The organism is Mangrovivirga cuniculi, assembly GCF_005166025.1.
Lineage (GTDB): Bacteria > Bacteroidota > Bacteroidia > Cytophagales > Cyclobacteriaceae > Mangrovivirga > Mangrovivirga cuniculi.
Genome location: NZ_CP028923.1, coordinates 1,665,802 through 1,684,584, shown reverse-complemented (window position 1 = coordinate 1,684,584; position 18,783 = coordinate 1,665,802). Strand labels below are relative to the sequence as shown.

15 protein-coding genes and 1 tRNA gene are annotated in these 18,783 nt (G+C 37.3%); 7 read left to right on the top strand and 9 right to left on the bottom strand.

Annotated elements, in window-relative coordinates; all coding sequences use genetic code 11:
• Positions 1–10 precede the first annotated feature (10 nt).
• From rpsA to DCC35_RS07530, 3 genes are all read left to right on the top strand, one after another.
• Positions 11–1,798: a 30S ribosomal protein S1 gene (gene rpsA, locus DCC35_RS07540; RefSeq protein WP_137090207.1), complete on the top strand. Its 1,788-nt coding sequence runs from the start codon at positions 11–13 to the stop codon at positions 1,796–1,798.
• Between the two features lie 126 nt (positions 1,799–1,924).
• A tRNA-Cys gene (locus DCC35_RS07535) sits at positions 1,925–1,995 on the top strand.
• Positions 1,996–2,296: 301 nt separating this feature from the next.
• Positions 2,297–2,749 carry a hypothetical protein gene (locus DCC35_RS07530; protein WP_137090206.1) on the top strand — a complete coding sequence of 151 codons (453 nt, stop codon included), beginning with the start codon at positions 2,297–2,299 and terminating at the stop codon, positions 2,747–2,749.
• Between the two features lie 5 nt (positions 2,750–2,754).
• Here DCC35_RS07530 and DCC35_RS07525 read toward each other — a convergent pair whose 3' ends face one another.
• On the bottom strand, positions 2,755–3,777 hold the full coding sequence (locus DCC35_RS07525) for a zinc-binding dehydrogenase (protein WP_137090205.1): 1,023 nt from the start codon (positions 3,775–3,777) through the stop codon (positions 2,755–2,757).
• A 79-nt stretch (positions 3,778–3,856) separates the two neighbouring features.
• On the opposite strand from DCC35_RS07525, the gene DCC35_RS07520 reads away from it, so the two are divergent.
• Positions 3,857–4,498: a phosphoribosyltransferase gene (locus tag DCC35_RS07520; RefSeq protein ID WP_137090204.1), complete on the top strand. Its 642-nt coding sequence runs from the start codon at positions 3,857–3,859 to the stop codon at positions 4,496–4,498.
• Positions 4,499–4,841: 343 nt separating this feature from the next.
• Positions 4,842–5,711, top strand: coding sequence for a sigma-70 family RNA polymerase sigma factor (locus DCC35_RS07515; protein WP_137090203.1), 870 nt, complete (start codon positions 4,842–4,844; stop codon positions 5,709–5,711).
• Between the two features lie 70 nt (positions 5,712–5,781).
• On the opposite strand, the gene DCC35_RS07510 is transcribed toward DCC35_RS07515, so the two are convergent.
• Entirely contained in the window at positions 5,782–6,591 is an 810-nt protein-coding gene (locus tag DCC35_RS07510) for a PhzF family phenazine biosynthesis protein (protein WP_137090202.1), read from the bottom strand.
• Positions 6,591–7,241, bottom strand: coding sequence for a DJ-1/PfpI family protein (locus DCC35_RS07505; RefSeq protein ID WP_137090201.1), 651 nt, complete (start codon positions 7,239–7,241; stop codon positions 6,591–6,593). The genes DCC35_RS07510 and DCC35_RS07505 overlap by 1 nt, the downstream gene beginning before the upstream one ends.
• A 79-nt stretch (positions 7,242–7,320) precedes the next feature.
• Here DCC35_RS07505 and cls point away from each other — a divergent pair, with 79 nt between their 5' ends.
• Complete coding sequence (cls, locus tag DCC35_RS07500; protein WP_137090200.1) at positions 7,321–8,793, top strand: cardiolipin synthase; 1,473 nt, start codon at positions 7,321–7,323, stop codon at positions 8,791–8,793.
• Here cls and DCC35_RS07495 read toward each other — a convergent pair whose 3' ends face one another.
• Positions 8,794–9,681, bottom strand: coding sequence for a tryptophan 2,3-dioxygenase family protein (locus tag DCC35_RS07495; protein ID WP_137090199.1), 888 nt, complete (start codon positions 9,679–9,681; stop codon positions 8,794–8,796).
• 226 nt (positions 9,682–9,907) lie between these two features.
• Here DCC35_RS07495 and DCC35_RS07490 point away from each other — a divergent pair, with 226 nt between their 5' ends.
• A complete protein-coding gene (locus DCC35_RS07490) occupies positions 9,908–10,642 on the top strand; it encodes a class I SAM-dependent methyltransferase (protein ID WP_137090198.1) in 735 nt (244 codons plus the stop codon).
• A 1-nt stretch (position 10,643) separates the two neighbouring features.
• On the opposite strand, the gene DCC35_RS07485 is transcribed toward DCC35_RS07490, so the two are convergent.
• The 5 genes from DCC35_RS07485 to DCC35_RS07465 form a co-directional block, all read right to left on the bottom strand.
• Entirely contained in the window at positions 10,644–12,455 is a 1,812-nt protein-coding gene (locus DCC35_RS07485) for a sodium:solute symporter family protein (protein WP_137090197.1), read from the bottom strand.
• Positions 12,456–12,720: 265 nt separating this feature from the next.
• Positions 12,721–13,227, bottom strand: a complete 507-nt coding sequence (locus tag DCC35_RS07480) for a hypothetical protein (RefSeq protein WP_137090196.1) — start codon at positions 13,225–13,227, stop codon at positions 12,721–12,723.
• A gap of 5 nt (positions 13,228–13,232) precedes the next feature.
• Positions 13,233–15,218 (bottom strand): beta-N-acetylhexosaminidase, encoded by a 1,986-nt coding sequence (locus DCC35_RS07475; protein ID WP_137090195.1) that lies wholly within the window; start codon positions 15,216–15,218, stop codon positions 13,233–13,235.
• Between the two features lie 45 nt (positions 15,219–15,263).
• Positions 15,264–17,216, bottom strand: coding sequence for a glucosamine-6-phosphate deaminase (gene nagB, locus DCC35_RS07470; protein ID WP_137090194.1), 1,953 nt, complete (start codon positions 17,214–17,216; stop codon positions 15,264–15,266).
• 84 nt (positions 17,217–17,300) lie between these two features.
• Entirely contained in the window at positions 17,301–18,770 is a 1,470-nt protein-coding gene (locus DCC35_RS07465) for a SusD/RagB family nutrient-binding outer membrane lipoprotein (RefSeq protein WP_137090193.1), read from the bottom strand.
• Positions 18,771–18,783: the final 13 nt, after the last annotated feature.

Here is an 18,783-nt window from a genome sequence, read left to right as displayed (position 1 = left end):
TAATATTATTATGGCAGAAGAATCAAAAAATCAAGACTTCAACTGGGATGACATTAGTGACCAGGGGTTTGGAGACAGCTATTCTGAGAAAGAAAGAGCTGAAATGGAAAAACTTTACGACCAGACCTTAAATGAGGTTACTGAAAAAGAGGTTGTAGAGGGTACTGTTGTTGATTTCAACGACAGAGATGTTGTTTTGAACATCGGTTTCAAATCTGACGGCCTGGTATCTGCTTCTGAATTCCGTGACGTGCCGGATCTGAAAGTTGGACAGAAAATTGAGGTTTTCGTTGAAGAAAAAGAAAATGCTAACGGACAGTTAGTTCTTTCAAGAAGAAAAGCGAAAATCGTTAAGGCATGGGAAAAAATCCAGTCTGCTCTTGACAATGATGAAGTGATCGAGGGTACGGTTAAGCGTCGTACAAAAGGTGGTCTTATCGTGGACATCTACGGTATCGAAGCCTTCCTTCCTGGTTCACAGATCGATGTTAAGCCAATTCGCGACTTTGACGTATTTGTTGGAAAGCAAATGGAAGTTAAAGTTGTTAAAATCAACTACGCTAACGACAACGTTGTTGTATCACACAAAGTACTTATCGAGAAAGATATCGAAGCTCAGAAAGCTGAAATTCTTAACAACCTTGAAAAAGGTCAGGTTCTTGAAGGTGTTATCAAGAATATGACAAACTTTGGTGTATTCATCGACCTTGGTGGTGTAGATGGATTACTTCACATTACTGATATTTCATGGGGTAGAATCAACCACCCTGAAGAAGTTCTTAATCTTGACGAAAAAGTTAACGTTGTTGTACTTGACTTTGACGATGAGAAGAAGAGAATTTCTCTTGGTATGAAGCAGCTTACTCCTCATCCATGGGATTCACTTGATGAGAAGATCGAAGTTGGTTCAAAAGTTAAAGGTAAGATCGTTAACGTTGCTGATTACGGCGCATTCCTTGAAATCCAGCCTGGAGTTGAAGGTCTGATCCACGTATCAGAAATGTCATGGTCTCAGCACCTACGCAATCCACAAGACTTCATTAACATTGGTGATGAACTTGAGGCAGTTGTATTAACTATCGACAGAGACGAAAGAAAGATGTCACTAGGTATTAAGCAGCTTACTGAGGATCCTTGGACTAAACAAGATATCCTTACTAAATATGCTGTTGGTACTAAGCATAAAGGTGTAGTACGTAACCTGACTAACTTCGGATTGTTCATCGAACTTGAAGAAGGAATCGATGGTCTTGTACACGTTTCTGATCTATCATGGACTAAGAAGATCAAGCACCCTTCTGAGTTTGTTAAAGTCGGCGATGAGCTTGAAGTAATCGTACTTGAGCTTGACGTTGATAACAGAAGACTTGCTCTTGGACATAAGCAACTTGAAGAGAACCCATGGGATACTTTCGAAACAGTATTCTCAATTGGTTCTGTACATAAAGCTTCTATCGTTAATAAAAACGACAAAGGAGCAATCCTTGAGCTTCCTTACGGAATCGAAGGTTTTGCTAACACAAAACAATTGATTAAGGAAGACGGAAGCAAAGCTGACGTAGGTGAGTCATTAGACTTTAAAGTGATGGAATTCTCTAAAGACGATAAAAAGATCGTTCTTTCGCACAAAGCTACTCACTCTGAAGTAGCAGCTGAAGAGAAGCCAGCAGCTACTCCTAAGAAAAAATCAACTAAGAAAGCCGCTCCTAAAACACAGGAAGACAAAGCTACCTTAGGTGATCTTGACGCCCTTTCTCAGCTTAAACAACAAATGGAAAAAGGCAAAGACGACAAGTAATTGTCTCCTTTTCAATAAGATAAAAATCCGCCCTAGCAGGCGGATTTTTTTTATCTAATAAAATTGACTTTTCAGTTTGTGCAAAACATTTGTTTTAACTAGTTTTGCATCACCTTAAAACAAAAAGGTTCCGTGGCCGAGCGGCTAGGCAGAGGTCTGCAAAACCTTTTACAGCGGTTCGAATCCGCTCGGAACCTCACCAAAACCGACTATAGATTAGTCGGTTTTTTTTATTTTATAATATAGATGCTTATATTATAAGAAATATTGTTTATCGAGCAATAAATTGAATTTATCAAATTTTAAAAGTAGATAATTTAATTTTTAATAATTTGGCACGATTTCAGCAACATAAACAATACTAAACAAGAGCAAACAAAATAGTCATTGTTGATCATCTCAATTTTAAAAGGCAAAATCCGCAACTATAATTACGGATTTCGTTAATTTTTATAGGTATCTCATATTTTGGGTAATGAATAAAATATTTTTATTTTTTTGATCCTTTTTACTTTTGGCTTTAGTCATGAGATAAAAGCTCAATACCCAAAAACTTCCAGGCTCCCGGTGTATACAGCTATCGATAGTGCTACTTATCATGCAGGCATGTTAATCACATTTGGAAAAGCATCTGCGAGCCATTACCGATATTGTTTTATTCCAAAACCCGAAAGAATTTCTAAACCGGAGGTCTACATCCGTCGAGGAATAGAAGACCTGGCTCTTCCAATTCGCAGGCTTTACAAAGATGAAGAAGACAATAATGTCTATGTTGTCATACGATACTTCCTTGACATCGATGGCGGTTCAAGTACTAAAGTACGAGATCTTGTAATCCACTTAGACCGGGCTTTAGAATCGGGTGAAGTAAGAAGTCAGAATGAAAACTATAACCCTTCTGATACTGGCGATATGAAGCCTAGATTTAACAGGGAGAATGGGTCTCAATAACACCTTTAATCAATCGTTATCACCACTTTTCCTGTAGTCTTTCCTGATTGAAAAATCTCCAGTGCATCAATAAGTTCTTCAAATTTAAATGTGTGTCCAACAAAAGGCGGCTCCAGATTCATTGCTTCGATCTTTTTAAGCATCGCCATGAGCTCATCGACTTGCTCATATAACCAGATCAGGTTAAACCCCATTAGCGATTTATTTTCTTCGATCATTTTCTGTGGATCTATCTTTGGCCTTGTCAGGTATTTCCAGATCAGATAAAGATAGTTCGGAGATTTCCCCGGGTGTGCATACCTTGCCGATCCATATATGACGTGCCGCCCCTGTTTTGCTAATCTGTTATAACCTTCCTTAAAGATCCTTCCACCTATGCATTCAAGTATAATATTCAAAGGACGACCGTCTAACGAATCTTCCAGCTTTTGTCCGAATTTTTTATCCCGTACAATATATTTATCGTATCCCTCTTTTTGTAGAAGATCAGTTTTAGATTCACTCCCTACAGTACCAATAGTGTAAAGCCCTATTTTTTTTGCAATTCTGTTTGCCATAATCCCTACGCCACCCGCAGCTGAATGAATTAGTACATTCTGGCCTGCTTGGGCATTCCCAAGTTCTACCAAAGCATAATATGCAGTTAAGGCTTGAACTATAAAACCGGCTCCTTCTTCAAAGGACCAGCTTTCAGGTAATTTTAAAACATATCGTTGATCTATATTTATCAAAGAAGTATATGAACCAAACCTTGAGGACCCCATCACTCGGTCACCTATTTTATAATCAGATACATTACTGCCCACATCTACTATTTCACCGCAAAACTCAAGCCCTGGTATAAATTCACCTTCCGGGGTTGCACTATAAAGTCCGAATATGGCAAAAATGTCTGCAAAATTAAGACCGATAGCTTTGTTGCTAATTCTGATTTCATTCTCACCCAATGAACCTATTTCCTCAGTTACAATTTTTAATTTGTTCATACTCCCTGCTTTGGGAGTTACTTTCCATGATATTTTTTTCATTCTATTTTCAGTATATAATTATATTTTTTCTTGACTAAGTATAAATAAATTATTATTATCATTATCTAAACAAAAAATAATGTTCGAGGATAGAATTGACGCAGCCTTAGCTCTATACCCATCCTTGCATGACAGAGTAACAAATGACACTCTGGTTGTAGGTATTCCCAATGGAGGTATGGTAATAGCACATGTATTAAGCAAAGCGCTCCATACCCCGCTTGGTTTTGTCCTGGTAAAACGAATTCCACACCCTGTTAATAAAAAATACGCAGTCGGCGCAGTCAATCAATCGTCGGTCAAGCTTTTTGCTCATCATGGTATAAGTAAAAAATACCTTGATACTCAATGTAAGATAATTGAAAGAGATTTAGCAAATTCAGCGGAATATTATTCATTGTCAATTGGAAATGAATCATTCAATAACAAAGATGTTATTATTGTCGATGATGGAATAGCCTCTGGTGCTACTGCGCTTTCAGCTATTGAATATATAAAAAAACATGATCCGAAGAGTATAACTATAGCCGTACCAGTTGGTTCGCCTATTGGATTAAATAAAATTGAAGGCAAAGTTGATCACCTTATTTCATTATTGCAACCACCTGAGTTCAGGTTTGTATCAACTTACTATGAGAATTTTAATACATGTAGTTTATCAGTTATAGATAATCTGATCCGGCATGCGAAGAATACTGATCATCAGAAAACAATTTACTAAAAATAAAGATTGAATTTTGCTTTTATGAAAAATAACACTAGTTTTGCGGTTAATTTCGACTTTTGACCTCCGGGTTAGTTAAGCGAAGTATCCACAAAAGGATGAAATTTGAAACATTATTACATGGTTATACGTTTAAAACACTTGCGACTTTACATTAAATTTAACCACCTGCGTTTACAAATTCATCACGATAGCTCCTTCTTTTAATCAGCAGCGCTGATAATTTATTGATGTAAGAATAAAAAAAATAGTATTGCAATTTATTGCAACATATATATACCATTGACGTTTGAGTTAAAGGTTTTAAAATAAAAACTACTGATTTTCAAGCTTATATAATATGAGACAACTTAAAATTACGCAAACGATTACCAACAGGGATAGTAAGACCCTTGAGAAGTACTTCTTCGAAATCTCAAAAGAAGAAATGCTTACACCAGAAGAGGAAGTAATGCTAGCCCAGCGAATTAAACAAGGTGATCAAGTAGCGTTAGCTAAATTAATTAAAGCTAATTTAAGATTCGTTGTTTCGGTTGCCAAGCAATATCAGCACACTAAAATTCCTTTGAATGATTTGATTAATGAGGGTAATGTAGGGCTAATTAAAGCAGCCAAAAAATTTGATGAAACCCGGGGATTCAAATTCATTTCTTATGCAGTGTGGTGGATCAGGCAGTCGATTATCCAGGCTTTAGCAGAACAGTCTCGAATGATTAGGCTTCCAGCAAACAAAATCGGTACACTCTCTAAAATTGATCAGGCTGCAGCTGAATTGCAACAGAAATTTGATCGCGAACCTACTCCTCAGGAGTTGGCTAACGTTCTTGAAATGGATGTTGATCAAGTGCAGGACACATTGAAGTCATTAACTAAATCGGTATCTATGGATAAGCCGTTTGAAGAAGGAGAAAGTAGCTCTCTTCTTGATGTGCTTGAAAACGAAGATGCCAACCAGGTTGACAACGACCTTATCCATCAGGATTCTTTGAAATCTGAGGTTGAAAGGGTCTTATCAATATTATCTGAAAAAGAAAGAGAAGTTATCCGTCAGTTTTTCGGTATCGGAAGACAGCAAAGTTTGACTTTGGAAGACATTGGCGAAAATCTTGGTCTCTCACGTGAACGTGTAAGACAGATCAAGGAAAAAGCTATTCGAAAACTGTCTAAAAGTCCTGCAGCGAGAAATCTTATCGCTTATCTGGGAAGATAATAACTTATTGGAAATATATATTGAAAAGCCGGCTAACGCCGGCTTTTTTTATTTCTAATGAATAAATAATTTATTCCCCATTAATATAAAATTTTCCCTTCGAATACAATTTTGCCTTTCCTCCAATATCAACTCTTTCTCCTTTAACATTTCCAAAGACTACTCCTCCCCTGCTTGAAGCCTGGTAAAAATGGAGTTCGTCCTTGTCTAACCTATCAGACCAGAACGGAATTAATTTGGTAAAAGAAGATCCTGTCACAAAATCTTCATCAATACCTACCGAAGGTGCGAAAAACCTGGAAATAGCATCGTACTCTTCAGATTTAGAAGTCACTATTACTCCCCTGGCAGGAAAATCTTTAAGCATTTCCATATTAGGCTTTAAAGATCTGACCTGATCTTCCGACTGATATAAAAACAACCAGTCATCTTCTGATGTATACACTTTTAAAGGAGCGATACCCATTGATTCTACAATCGTTGGACTCACCTCTGCCTCATTATATTCCATTTTCGGAAAATCCAGCCAATATAATTCTCCACTTCTTTTCACTTCAAGCATTCCGGATCTTGATTGAAATCTAATAGAATCTCCAGGCACTTCCATTATATTAAAAAGAACAAATGCTGACGCTAATGTAGCATGTCCACATAAATTTACTTCAACCTCGGGTGTAAACCATCTTAGCTGATACTCATTTTCTTCTGCATTTATTGGAATAAAAAAGGCTGTCTCTGAAAGATTATTTTCTTTAGCGATACTTTGCATAACTTCATCATCAAACCAGAAATCCAATGGAACTACAGCTGCCGGATTTCCTTCAAATATCTTTTCTGCAAAAGCATCTACCTGGTAAAAATTGTACGAGTTTTTTTTCATCACGTATTATAAATATAATATGGGTATTCAATAAACTTAGCTGTTTTTTGAGCTATATCATCATCAAAAATAGTGGAAACAAGATAAATAGCCATATCAATACCAGCTGAAACTCCGGCCGACGTTATAATTTTGCTATCGTGCATAAATCGATTATCAAAATCCGGATTTGCTGTAGGCTCAATTTTCATCACATCATCGAAAACTGAATAATGAGTCGTGAATTTTCTCTCTTTTAATAACCCTAAAGATGCAGCTATCCTGGCACCACTACACACTGTAGCCGTCAATTCTACCAAGGAAATTATTTTATTCAAGCTGTTCATCAAATGATCCTGATCAATGATTCTTTTTGAACCATTACCTCCCGGTATGATCAAAATATCAGTATCGGGAATCTCATCAATCACAAAATCCGGAGTTATAGTAACTCCATTAATCGTGTTGATTGAACGCCTGACATCAGCAAATGAATAAAGTTTTAACGATTGCTCATCTTTTACAATTTCCGAAGCAACAGACAATACTTCCCATGGACCGGCAAAATCCATGAGTTCCATATTATCATAAATAAAAAAACCTACAGTCGTTGACATGTTATTGATAGAGTTTTTAATAATTACAATTGGTCTTTTCCTGATTTTACTCATTTAATTTAATAACAAAAATCTTCGAAATCACAGTTATAAAGCGTTAGATTAGAATAATCAAATTGGTATTTTTTGATAAATGGAAATTTCTGCATTTTTAGGACCCCTGACAACGGAAATTCTGGTAGCTATTTTTTTAGTGTTTTATGGGTTAACACTGACATTTACAGTTACCGTAATTATCCTTGAAGGGAAAAATCCTACAAAGTCGATCTCCTGGATGCTCATTGTCCTGTTTCTACCAGTGATTGGTATTTTATTATATCTTAGGTATGGACGAAATTTCAGAAAAGAAAAATTATTTACTGCTAAATCACAACAGGATTCTAATAAGATCATCGAACAAGTTTCAGATATTGATCTCTCTGGTACTGATATCCTGACAAAAGATGAAAAGTTTTTCCCTTTTAATAAGATCATGAAGTTAGCAGCAGCGGCTAATAAGGCAATGCTAACAAAAAGCAATTGCGCTGAAATTCTCGAAAACGGTTCTGTTACTTTTCCTTCCATGTTAGAAGCGATTGAGAATGCCAATCACCACATCCATATGTGTTTCTATTCATTTGAAGAAGATGATATAGGACAGGATTTTATTAATCTTCTTCTTAAGAAAGCAAAAGAAGGAATTGCTATCAGATGTATTTTCGATGGGATTGGATCGTGGGGATTATCTAAAAAAACAATCACTTTGTTAAAAAATACCGGTATAGAGGTAGAGATATTTATGCCAGTAAGGTTTCCTTTACTTACTACAAGACTAAACTATCGTAATCACAGGAAGATACTAATTATAGATGGAAAAATTGGGTTCACCGGCGGACTCAATATTGCTGAGCGTTATTCAAAGATCAAAAAGGACACCGGTTTCTGGAGAGACACTCACATTAAACTTACAGGTGAAGCTGCAACTTGCCTTCAATCGGTGTTTTTACAAGACTGGAGGTTTGTCTGTAATAGAGTATTTGAAGGTCCTGAATATTTCCCCAAATTCAGAACAGAATCTGATACATTGGTACAGATCACTGCATCTGGTCCAGATTCAAGAGAAGTGGCGATTATGCAAGCCTACTTTACTGCCATAACTACGGCAAGAGATCATATTTATATATCAACTCCGTACTTTGTACCTAATGAACCAATAATTACAGCTTTAGAAACAGCAGTACTAAGTGGTGTAAAAGTGGTTTTACTTCTTCCCGGGATGCCCGATCATAAGATTCTTTATTATACTTCTCTTAATTTTGCCAGTCGCCTGATTTATGCCGGAGTAGAAGTCTACATTTACAAAAAAGGTTTTAATCACGGCAAAGTACTGGTAGTTGACGGAATATTTTCTTCAGTTGGAACTGCGAATATGGATGAACGAAGCTTCGAGAAGAATTTTGAAGTGAATGCTTTTATTTATGATGAGAAAATTGCTTCAACCTTATCTGACAACTTCAAATCTGATCTTGAAGGTAGTGAAAAAATCGATCCGGTAGAATTCAAAAAAAGACCGATCAGACAAAAAATCCTCGAGGGAGTTTGCAGAATGATCAGTCCTTTGATGTGATTATTTTTCAGAGGTAAATTTCGGGAAGTATTTTCGCTGTTGATAGTCCGGATGTAAATATTTCTCCCAGTCGCTACCTCCAGTTGCTTCTTTTTTAGGATTACCCGTCAGGTAAAATCTTGCTGTTTCGAGATGAACCATCGGCCAGTCATAATTGAATTTCCTTTCAAATGCTTTTACGGTTTCTAACAATTTCGGTGACAAACCTTTTTCGTTCTCGATGGTTTTTAAGCGCCTGTTTAAATTGTTATCCTGCATTTTCTCTGCTAGAGAAACCATTTCATCTTTATATTTATCTTCAAAATTTTGCAGCGTAAGGCTTTTTTCACCGGTTTTAGGATTCTTTCCGGCACTTTGCCAGTATAGATGCTCAAATTTATCTCTAATCGACTCATTACCTTCCAGCTTTTCTTTGTCCTCAGGCTTCATAAGGTTTTCAACATCAGTGCAATAAAATTCTACCAGTCTGAATTGTACTGACTGAAATCCACTTGCAGGTGTCAATGTCATACGAAATTGATTATATTCCTCGTAAGACATTCCCTTACTCATCACACTAAAGCTATTAATTAGCATATCCGCATAATTCACGCATCTGTTCATACGAATATCCAATTCTTTTTCCTCAGGAATTTCCCCTGAAGTAAGTTTCTCCAGTTCATGAATTATCAGATTAAGAACTAATTCTGTCACCTGGTGATATACGATAAAAATTTTTTCATCGTGAAAATCAGTCCTTGTTTTCTGTAATGTCAAAAGAGTATCGACCTGGATGTAATCCCAGTAATTTATTGGTTTAGCATGATATAAGCCTTCCAGATAAGCATCGGCAGATTGATTTATATCATCATATTTTTTCTGAAGGCGTTTAAGAATTTCGTCTTTCATCTAATATCTTTCTTAGGGGTCATTAATGTTGTCGGTTGAAAGTTAGGAAAGTATAGCCTCTTTTAATCAAAAAATCATCTGAAATGCATAAAATGTACTTTATATCATAATTTTCGTTTAAATAGAAAACTAAGTAAAGTTTTAAAATAATTAACCTGAGAAATGAGTAAGTAAGAAATAATTCTTATTAATTTCACTAATAATTAATACCCTGGTCAATCACTTTATGAAAGAACAACAAGATCATTTTTCCGAATTTGCCGCTGAATACGCAAAGTACAGACCTAAATACCCACAAGAGTTGTATAAGTGGTTGTATGAGCATTGTACGGGCTTCTACCGTGCATGGGATGCCGCTTGTGGAAATGGCCAGGTGGCGATCGAACTCGCTAAGCAATTTTCTACAGTGTATGCTAATGATATTAGTGAGCAACAGATTGAACAAGCTCCTGAAAACGAAAATATAGTATATAAAACTGGTAGATCGGAAGAATCACTCTGGCCTGGAGAAAGTATTGACCTGATTGTAGCAGCACAGGCTCTGCATTGGTTTGATATTGATGAATTTTTCGAGCAAGTTAAAAGAGTGGCTACGGAAGATGCAATTTTCGCTTCATGGGGATATAATCTGATTGATCTTCAATCGCCGGATCAAAAATTTATCGAAGAATTTTATAACGATCTCATCGGACCTTACTGGCCGGATGAAAGGAAGTATGTAGATAATGAATACAGGGATTTTGATTTACCCATAGACGAATTTAAATCTCCTAACCTTGAAATCCACGCACAATATTCGCGCAAACAACTCTTGGGATATATCTCTACCTGGTCAGCAGTAAAGAATTACAAAAAAGCCATCGGAACTGATCCAATGGGTTTTTTGAAAAATAATCTGAAAGAAGAAAGCTATGCTATAAAGCAAAAGATATTTATGCGTGCAGGAAAACTTTCATTCTGATTTATCTTTCTGAAATATAAACCTTTCTTAGTGCTCCCCAAATTCGAAACATGATGACAAATGACACAATTGATATTGCTGTCATTAATGACGCCAGGTAAACTTCTCCATATAACCAATAGCCAACTGCAAAGAGAGCTGAATATACTGAAAATGTTCCTGTAAGCATTCCTGCAAGACCTAAAGGAATTTTGCTCTTATTGTACATTTCACCTGGCTGAGATTTTACACCTTTTTCCAATGAAATCTTTTGGTATATCCTTTTCCATCCTATCCCACCCGGATTTATCTTTTTAACAAAATTCAAAAGCTTTTCTTCATCAGTTGGCCTGGTAAGGAATGTAACTGTAAGCCAGGCAATAGTTGTAATTGCTATACTTATCAATAGTACCTGGTAAGCTTCCAGATCAGGGAAGAATTCTTCGTGAATTACATTAAAGTATATAGCTACGAGGAAGGATACGATCATCCCTGTAATCTCTGACCATGCATTTATCCTCCACCAGAACCATCTAAGAATGAAAATCAGTCCTGTACCTGCTCCAATGGTCAATAATATTTGAAAAGCCTCCAGGGCGCTTTCCAGAACAAGGGCAAAGAGCATTGCCAGAACCATTAATACCACTGTTGATATTCTACCTACAAGTACTAATTCCTTTTCCTCTGCTTCTGGTTTTATAAATCTTTGATAAAAATCGTAAACTACATAAGAAGATCCCCAGTTTAGATGAGTTGAGATAGTAGACATAAAAGCTGCAATAAGCGAGGCTACCACCACTCCCAGTAATCCATGAGGTAAATAAGTTAACATAGCAGGATATGCGAGGTCGTGTCCGATAATTGATTTATCTACATTTGGAAACGCACTTTGTAGTGAAGCCAGATCAGGATATACCAGTAAAGAAGCCAGTCCGATCAGGATCCATGGCCATGGCCTTAAAGCATAATGTGTTATATTAAAAAACAAGGTCGCTCCTACTGCATTATTTTCATCTTTGGCCGATAGCATCCTTTGTACGATATACCCCCCTCCTCCAGGCTCAGCTCCCGGATACCAGACATTCCACCATTGTACTGCAATAGGAATAAGAAATAAAGGCACAAAAACATTGAGATCAGTTGGATCCGGTATAAAATCCAGCTTGCCCGAAAGCGCAGGACTTGAAATCATATTTGACAGTCCGCCAACTTCCGGCAGGTCGAGAATGATCATGGCAGCCCACACGGATCCCACCATTGCAACAATAAACTGGATAAAATCTGTAACTAACACACCTTTCAATCCACCGAGAGATGAATAAACAACAGTAACCACCCCAGCAATAATCAAAGTTTCTCCTTTTGTTAGCCCCAAAAGCACATTACCCATTTTGGCCGCAGCCAGGCAAACGGTAGCCATGATCATAACATTGAAGAAAACACCCAGGTAAACTGCCCTGAATGCTCTCAGAAAGGCAGCGGCTTTTCCACTATATCTCAATTCGTAAAACTCAAGATCGGTTACTACCTCTGATTTACGCCATAATGCAGCATAGATAAAAACAGTAAGCATACCTGTAAGAAGAAATGCCCACCAGGTCCAGTTTCCTGCAACTCCATCCTTTCTTACAATCTCCGTTACCAGGTTTGGGGTATCTGCAGAAAAGGTTGTTGCTACCATTGAAATACCCAAAAGCCACCACGGCATATTTCTACCGGATAAAAAGAAATCCTTAGCACTCTTACCTGCTGATCTTGCAAACCATACCCCGATCGCAAGAGAAATTATAAAAAATAAAGCGACCGAAAGCCAGTCTATCCATTCGAGTTCCATAAACTACCTCCTCAAAAAGTTTTTTTGGGTTAAAACAAAAGCTAAATATATAAATAGAATTTACAATGTCGGATGGTTGAAGTATAAAAATTTCCCTTACCAGGATTCGAAGAACATTTCAATCACCGGCAAAGACAGTATATCAAAAAGCTAATTAAATGATCAAAATAGGAAAAATAACGAATGAAAATTACAACCAACAATTTTTACTGTTAATATAAATGTCCTTCTGCCGATGAATGAAATCAACTCCAACCAACTATAATTAATTTTTACCTGATGCAAGTTTTAAAGTCATGACTGGAGTTTTTTCTCCATCATTGAGAATCACACCATTAATTCCATACCTGTATAAATTACCCCTTGGATCAATTTTTTTAATAGTTACCCCAATAGTGTTTTTTTCTCCTTCAGGCATTATTCCAATTTTTTTCCAGGGAAGTAGCGCTCTATACAAATCATCATTTTCTTTACTTACCTTTAAAGACCTTGCCTTTCCTTTTTTGGAAATAAGAATTAATTCTTCCGGACTATTGCCTTTAAAAATGAATGTCGTCAATTCTTTTCCGTCTTTATCACCTAATCTGAACTCAATCTGATCAATATCATGCTGGCCTTTTTTCATTTTCAACAACACCTCAATTCCATCTCCGGAATAGTTTAGAGCAAAACCTATATGTGAAGATGGATGTTCTTCATATAGTTCCGGCATTTGAAAATAAGCCGCTTTCTCCTCTGAACTGATTCGTATACCTCTAACATAATCAAACAATAATTTTAGCTCGGGAAGTGCTTCAAAACGAGTTCTCCCCCTTTGAATTTCAATCCATGAATCCTTTCACTCATAGAAATCATTTCCGCATCAGATAGGATAATTTTACCACTTAAAAAATCTAATAGTTTGAGTCCCTCCTCTCCTGCTATCTTAAAAGATTGACTTACTTGCCTTAGACTATCTAATTGAGGTGATTTTTGAATCAGAGAATTTATCAAGTCTTCAAGCTCCGCCCATTTCTTAAAATGGTTTTCTAATTTTTGTAAATCTTCCGGGTTTTGATTCGCAATATAATTTTTAACTGCGTTTGAAAACTTTCTTGATTCTACAGGATCTGCAATACATGCATCAGCCCACTGATTCAGCGGTGATAACATAGAATATAATGTCCCTTTCGGATTTCTATGATAAAATCTATAAGGTGCCATTAAATCATTAAAATAAAGCAGGTCAGAGAAATCTTGCTGATTTTCCGTATATCGCCTTATTATCTTATGCCTGTTGGATATATGTTCACTGCCATTTAGCTCAAGATGAGAGGATATTTTATCCAGTCTTTGAAATAAATTCTCACCATCCAGTTTGTTTCGTTCTGACCAAAAGACTTCTGCGATAGCTGCTGATCGTGGCCATATCCTACTATCTACACTATTTTGATCGACAAGTTCCGACCACATAGTAGCCTCTCCGCCAAATATTAGTTTTTTTGCCTTTTCATTATCAATTAACGATTGAGGCACAGGATCCATAAAATAATGATATGATGTTGATTGCATTAAATCGATATAAAACCCATGACTCCTAATTACCCTGAGATCGTTATCGATGGACTTAATTATTCCGTCTTCTCCTCTCCACGAATGAATAACAGGATTTGAATCGATCAGGTCTTTGTGTAAAATTTCATCCCAGCCCATCATTATCTTTCCTGCATCAACCAATGATTTATTTAAACGAGAGTTAAACCAGGCCTGCAATTCATGGTTATCAAATCCTTTTTTCTCCTTAAAGGCAATAATTTCCGGATCACGATCCCAGTGCTTCCCTTCATTTTCGTCACCACCTATATGAAAATATTTATCAGGAAATAAAAGGGCCATTTCATTGAATAGTATATGAATAAAATTATACGTTTTTTCTTTTGTTGGATCTAAAGTCGGATCAAAAATTCCGGCATGTCGTTCGATTGTATAATTTGCATTATTTTCACTTGCCAACTTAGGGTAAGCAGTTAAAATAGCCGTAGCATGACCAGGTACATCAAATTCAGGAATGACTCTGATTCCAAGATCGTCAGCATATTTAACTATTTCATGAATTTGTTCTTTAGTATAAAATTTACCATCCGAGGCCTTTTCTGTTAGTAAAGGAAAAGAATCGCTTTCAATCCGCCACCCCTGATCGTCAGATAAATGCCAATGAAAAACATTCATTTTCATGGTATGCATTAAATCCAGTTGTCTTTTTACAGCCGCTACCGGCATAAAATGCCTGGACACATCGAGCATCAAACCTCGCCAGGGAAAGCGCGGTGCATCGAAAATCTCCACGCTCTTGAAAAAATATCCCTTTTCATTTGATTCAGTAAGCTGTAATAAGGTCTGAAGAGCATACATTGCCCCGATATCGGTTTTAGCTTTAATCTGGATTTTGTCATTGGTGATTTTTAAAGAATATGATTCATCAATGCCTAACTCAACAGGTGCTTTCTCTTCTGCAATTATTTCAAAATTGGCGGAATCATCATCTGACCAATCCCGGAGATTATAAAAAATCCCAGTCTTTTTACTTAATACATTATAAAACCGATCTACCGCTTTAATTAATCGTTCACTCCCTTCAATTCTGGGCTTCAATTTAGAATTAATAATAAACTCACCAGGGCCGGCCACTACTTCTTTTGGTAGTGGCATAACCTGATGATCCATCTGCTGAGCATTAATCTTTACTGTTGTAAAAATCAAACCACAACTAATTACTAAACCCAAATAAATATTTTTTATATATGCCGATCTCAAAACTGTTCCTTTCTATTAAAAATAATACCTTTTAAAGGCTTCCATTGCCTCATATTCCGCCATACCAAGTTTATCGTATAATTCAGCCAGACGATGATTTCGATCCTCTGCTCTTTGCCAGAATTCACGCTTATCTGAGCCGGGAAATACTGCTGAATCCTTTTGAGATTGATGTTTAAAAATGGCTTTCCGTTTTCTCATAAGTTCCACAGGACTAATCGGTACAGCCATATCGATATCTTCCACTCCCCATTCCTGCCACGCTCCACGGTACAACCATATATAACAATCTTTCATCCAGTCCTCATGCTTTAGCTCTTCAATAGCCCTAAAAATAGCAGTAAGACATACTCTGTGAGTTCCATGTGGATCTGAAAGATCTCCGGCAGCATAAATCTGGTGAGGCTTAACTTCCCTTAGTAAATCAACAATAATGCAGACATCTTCTTCTCCAATAGATTTTTTCTTCACAAGCCCTGTTTCATAAAATGGCAAATCCAGAAAATGAGCCTTTTCAACATCGTCCAGACCGACATACCTACATGCTGCTTTAGCTTCTCCCCTTCGTATTAATCCTTTTACCTGACGGACAATCGGGTGATCGATCTCTCCGGGTTTTTTATCATTTATAAATTCTTTTATCTCATTATACAATGCAACACCATCTTCATCACTAAAATTATGCTGACCATTAAAATCTTTAAAGAAATCAACAAACCTGACTACATCTTCGTCAAAGACAGCAATATTTCCTGAAGTTTGATAGGCAACATGTACGTCATGGCCCTGATCAACCAGTCTGATAAATGTACCACCCATTGAAATCACATCGTCATCAGGATGAGGAGAGAAAATAACCACCCGTTTTTTTTCAGGATAAGCTCTTTCGGGTCTATGCGTATCATCGGCATTTGGTTTTCCTCCAGGCCAACCAGTGATCGTATGTTGCAGTGTATTAAAGAGTTTTAGATTAATTTCATAAGCACTACCATATTCAGCAATCAACCCACTCATACCGTTATCATTATAATCTCTGTCCGTAAGCTTTAAAATGGGTTTTTGAAGTTTTAAGGAAAGCCAGATAACCCCTCTTCTGATCATTTTATTAGTCCATACGCAATCTCCAACCAGCCATGGTGATTTTACTCTGACAAGTTCTTCACCAGCAGCTTTATCAATAATAATAGAAGCATTTGGATGCTTTTGAAGGAATGTAGCAGGAACAGTATCCGATATTTCACCCTCAACAGTTCTCTTAACAATTTCAGCCTTACCTTCTCCCCAGGCCATTAAGATCACGCGATCGGCATTCATAATCGTACCTACGCCCATCGTTATAGCCTTTCTCGGGACGAAATCTTCACCAAAAAAATCAGAAGCTGCATCTATTCTCGTGATATGGTCAAGAGTGATTAATCGAGTACGACTATTGATTTGTGATCCCGGTTCATTAAATCCGACATGACCCGTTCGGCCTATACCGAGAATTTGAATATCTAACCCTCCCAGTTCTTCAATTTTATATTCATATCTTTCACAATATGCCTGAATTTCTACCGGATCAAGGGTCCCATCAGGTATGTGAATATTCTCTTTTTCTATATCTATATGATCAAAAAGATGGTCATTCATGAACCTGACATAACTTTGGAGAGAGTCAGGTGTCATTGGGTAATACTCATCAAGGTTAAAAGTGACTACATTTTTAAAGCTAAGACCTTCTTCCCTGTGCAACCGAATCAGTTCGTTATAAACTCCTTTGGGAGTACTTCCGGTTGCCAGTCCAATTACTGCTTTTTGTGACAACTTTGCTTTCTCACGGATCAATTCTCCAATTTCAGCAGCTACTGATATTGATGCTTCTTCACTTTCATCAAAAATTACTGTGTGAATTTTTTCATACCTCGTCTTTTCATCAGCACCCGGAGCACTATGACTGATGTCAACACCATTTATTACCTCATTCATAAGTAAGTGATTTCGATTTTTATTCTATAAGTTTTTTAAAGGCTGGAGGCCGGGTTCCCCCACACCTCCATCTCAAATGCAACATTAATTAACATCCCACCATACTGATGTAGTTTCCACATCCGGTCCCTGTCTTGAAATAGCCTCGGAATAGTTTTTACCATTTAAGGTTTGTTCTATCACCGGATATTTATGTCTTTTAGGAATATCTCCATAAACCTGATCAGAGGCAAAAGTTGGATAATCAGTCCTTCTTAATTCAGCAAATGCTTCAAAGCCATCAGGAAATAAAGCAATCCACTTCTGAGTAATAATCTGATTCATTCCCTGGGCAGGGTCAAAGGCAGTGTTGGTTTCCATTTCAGTAGTTGGTGATAATCCCCAATACGAAAGCCCCTGATTTATACCTTCTTCATAGTACATTTGAGCATCAGCATCAGATTGGTTTCTTCCGATACCTCTTAATGCCGCCTCAGCAAGAAGAAAGTTAACTTCTGCTGCTGAGATGTGAATCCAGTCATTTCCCAGATCGAAAACCGCACCTTCTGATGAATTCAACAGCGAATAATTATCAGCTGTAAAATCAGGTAGAGATACATCTGACGGAATTGTTCCCGAAGGACGACCGACAACTTCTCCACTCTCAAGAGCGGCACCATAAAATTCCAGTCGGGGGTCTCCCTGCATATTATCCACCAATGCTTTAGCCATATAATGAGCTGCAAAAGCTGATATAGGTGCACTGGTTCCATTTGAAGCTGAAGACCACTGGCTACCATCATTCTCATGAGGCATCAGGCAATTCCAATCGTTAGTAGTTATTAGTGGTTCATTTATCACTGCACCCACATGCTGGGCAGAAAGCTGAGGATCAATATCAGATATTCTCATACCTAATCTTAACCTTAGTGAATTTGCCAAACGAATCCAGCCTTCCTCGTCTCCTTTATAAAAGATATCCTGGGTTCCATAGGTATTTTCACCCATTCGTAATCGTGCGGAGGCACTTTCTAACCGTGACAACATATCCTTGTATATTTCTTCCTGAGCATCATACTTAGGCTGAAATATTCCTTCCATACCCAACCCTGCTTCAGAATAAGGCACATCACCAAAAAAGTCTGTTAATCTATGATAGATCAATACGCGCATTACATCTGCAATTGCGAGTTGAGCATCCTTGTCTGGCCCTTCCGGAAGATCATTTATAAAATCTTCCATAGCCTGAAGGTTTCCTCCCAGTCTTTGATAAGCACGATCCCACATCCCCTGAGTCCAGGCATCATTTGCAGCCTGAAACTCCACTCCTCCTAGCCAGGGTGATGACATCAGACAGGAGTAATGCATGGCGTAAAGAATGTTCCCCCTCCATGACTCAAAACGATGAGCTGACATGCCATTTTGAATGTAAGGAAGGATTTGATCAGGACTCACCTCAACAACCTGGTTAGGATTATTATTAAGTTCTTCAAAGCGATCATCACAACTTGTAAAGATCATTCCAGCCACCAATAAAGCAGCAAGTATCTTCTTTGATATATTATATGTTTTCATAACTAAATTTCTT